4 protein-coding genes are annotated in these 2,375 nt (G+C 71.7%); 2 read left to right on the top strand and 2 right to left on the bottom strand.

Annotation, left to right across the window (positions count from 1 at the left end; translation table 11 throughout):
- Positions 1-767: site-2 protease family protein (locus GXP76_RS35180; RefSeq protein WP_242575679.1), on the top strand; the 767-nt coding region annotated here is incomplete at its 5' end.
- On the opposite strand, the gene GXP76_RS35175 is transcribed toward GXP76_RS35180, so the two are convergent.
- Both GXP76_RS35175 and npdG read right to left on the bottom strand, forming a co-directional pair.
- Positions 760-957: a hypothetical protein gene (locus GXP76_RS35175; protein ID WP_242575678.1), complete on the bottom strand. Its 198-nt coding sequence runs from the start codon at positions 955-957 to the stop codon at positions 760-762. The two genes, GXP76_RS35180 and GXP76_RS35175, sit on opposite strands and share 8 nt — an antisense overlap.
- A gap of 119 nt (positions 958-1,076) precedes the next feature.
- Positions 1,077-1,787: an NADPH-dependent F420 reductase gene (gene npdG, locus GXP76_RS35170; protein ID WP_242575677.1), complete on the bottom strand. Its 711-nt coding sequence runs from the start codon at positions 1,785-1,787 to the stop codon at positions 1,077-1,079.
- 135 nt (positions 1,788-1,922) lie between these two features.
- Here npdG and GXP76_RS35165 point away from each other — a divergent pair.
- On the top strand, positions 1,923-2,375 hold a 453-nt coding region (locus GXP76_RS35165), incomplete at its 3' end, for a hypothetical protein (RefSeq protein ID WP_242575676.1).

The following is a 2,375-nucleotide window of genomic DNA, read 5'->3' as shown; positions in this document are numbered from 1 at the left end:
TCTCTCCCGTCTTCCTCGGGATCGCCGCCGTCATGGCGGTCACGGGGTGGGCGGTGTGGACGGACTTCGCGGCGGACGCGCGTATCGCCGTCTTCCTCTTCGTCACCTCGGCGTGGGTGGTCTCGCTCTGTCTGCACGAGTACGCGCACGCGCGCACCGCCCTGCACAGCGGCGACATCTCCATCGGCGCCAAGGGTTATCTGACGCTCAATCCCCTCAAGTACACGCATGCGTTGCTGAGCATCGTGCTCCCCGTGATCTTCGTCATCATGGGCGGCATCGGTCTGCCGGGTGGCGCCGTCTTCATCGAGCGCAGCCGTATCCGGGGCCGGTGGCGGCACAGTCTGATCTCGGCGGCGGGCCCGTTGACGAACGTCCTCTTCGCGGTCGTCTGTACGGCCCCGTTCTGGCTGGACATGCTCGACGGCGTACCGATGATCTTCCGCTTCGCGCTCGCGTTCCTCGCGCTGCTCCAGGTGACGGCGGCGATCCTCAACTTCCTGCCGGTGCCCGGACTTGACGGCTACGGCGTGATCGAGCCGTGGCTGTCGCGCAAGTTCCGCGCGCAGGTGGAGCCGTTCGCGCCGTTCGGACTGCTCGCGGTCTTCGGCATCCTGTTCATCCCCGAGGTGAACATCGCGTTCTTCGACGGGATCGACGCGATCCTGAGCGGCCTCGGTATCTCCGACCTGGAGACGTACTGCGGCCAGAACTTCTACCGCTTCTGGAAGTCGCGCGACGAGCTGTGCCAGTCGTTCGTCAGCTAGTGCCCGGGCCGGTGCCCGCCCGGCCAGCCTCCTTCGCCCGGCGCTGGTAGTACCACGTCATGTTCGACGACAGCCCGGCCAGCAGCACCCACACGACGCCGAGCCAGATCTCCCCCCGTACGAAGGCCACCACGGCCGCCGTGGTGGCCAGGAGGCAGACGACGAGGGCGTAGAGAGCGAGGCGGGGCATGGGGTCGGCTCCTGTCGGGGGCGTGAGGGACGTGTGGACGGCGCCCGTCCAGTGTCCCCCACCCCCATGCCCGCCCGCGCCCAGGTCCGTCCCCGGCGGAGGCGGGACGCGGCAGACCGTCAGACGTCGGTCACGCGCAGGCCCGCGTGCGCCTTGTAGCGGCGGTTGACCGAGATCAGGTTCGCCACCAGCGACTCCACCTGGTGCGCGTTGCGCAGCCGGCCCGCGAACACCCCGCGCATACCGGGGATACGGGCCGCCAGCGCCTGCACGATGTCGGTGTCGGCCCGTACCTCGCCGAGCACCATCACATCGGTGTCGATCTGCTCGACGGCGGGGTCCTGGAGCAGCACGGCGGACAGGTGGTGGAAGGCGGCGGTCACGCGTGAGGCGGGCAGCAGGGCGGCGGCCTGTTCGGCGGCGCTGCCCTCCTCCGGCTTCAGCGCGTAGGCACCCTTCTTGTCGAAGCCGAGCGGGTTGACGCAGTCGACGACGAGCTTGCCCGCGAGTTCGTCCCTGAGCGACTCCAGCGTCTTGGCGTGGCCCTCCCAGGGCACGGCGATGACGACGATGTCGCTGCGGCGCGCGCACCCGGCGTTGTCGGCGCCCTCGACGCCGAGGCCGAGTTCGGCCGCCGCCGACTCGGCGCGCTCGGCGGCGCGAGAGCCGATGATCACTTTCTGCCCGGCCCGTGCCAGCCGGTAGGCGAGCCCGCGTCCCTGGTCGCCGGTGCCGCCGAGAACACCGACGGTCAGATCCGAGACGTCGGGAAGCTCCCACGGGTCCTTGGCGGGAGGCTTCGGCGTGCTGCCACTGTCGGTTGAGGTCATGGCCCCGACATTACTTGCCGGTCCGGGCACCTCCCGGGCGGCCCTCACCGCACCCGCACAGCCGGAGTGCCCCGTTCGGGTGATGCGGCGCCGACTCCCGGCGCGGGGCGTTGTGCTGCGGCAGGATCCGGGCCCATGGATGCCGTACGCGTCGCCCTGCTCCGTGAGGTCCTGGCCGGTACGCAGTGGCCGGCGGCGACCCGCCGGTTCGCCGCGTCCCTGCGGTCCTCCGTCGTGCCGCACGGGGGCGGGCTGCTGCTGGTGGGGACGCGGGCGTACGAGCCGTGGCACCTGGCCGCGCATCTGGTGGACGAGGCGGCGTGGTCCGGCCGCCCGGAGCTGGCTCCGCTGCTCGTACGGCACCGTGTGCGGCCCGCCGACCCCGCCCATCTGGCCGTCGGGCTGGGCAGGCTGGAGGGTGCGGGACGCGGCGAGACACTGCTGCTGGTGGCGCCGGAGCGGCCGGACGGCGGCCTGCTGGAGCGGGTGCACCACGCGCGCAGGGCGGGAGCCACGGTCCTGTCGCTGGGGACCGGGGACCCCGAAGTGGCGGGGCTGGCGCACGACGCGCTCACGATCACCCCGGCG

Source organism: Streptomyces sp. NP-1717, assembly GCF_022695985.1.
Classification (GTDB): domain Bacteria; phylum Actinomycetota; class Actinomycetes; order Streptomycetales; family Streptomycetaceae; genus Streptomyces.
This window is presented reverse-complemented; position numbering and strand designations above follow the sequence as displayed.

Excerpts from the sequence above, each read along its gene's own strand:
- GXP76_RS35175 (WP_242575678.1), bottom strand. The coding sequence starts at position 957 with ATGCCCCGCCTCGCTCTCTACGCCCTCGTCGTCTGCCTCCTGGCCACC.
- npdG (WP_242575677.1), bottom strand. The coding sequence starts at position 1,787 with ATGACCTCAACCGACAGTGGCAGCACGCCGAAGCCTCCCGCCAAGGAC.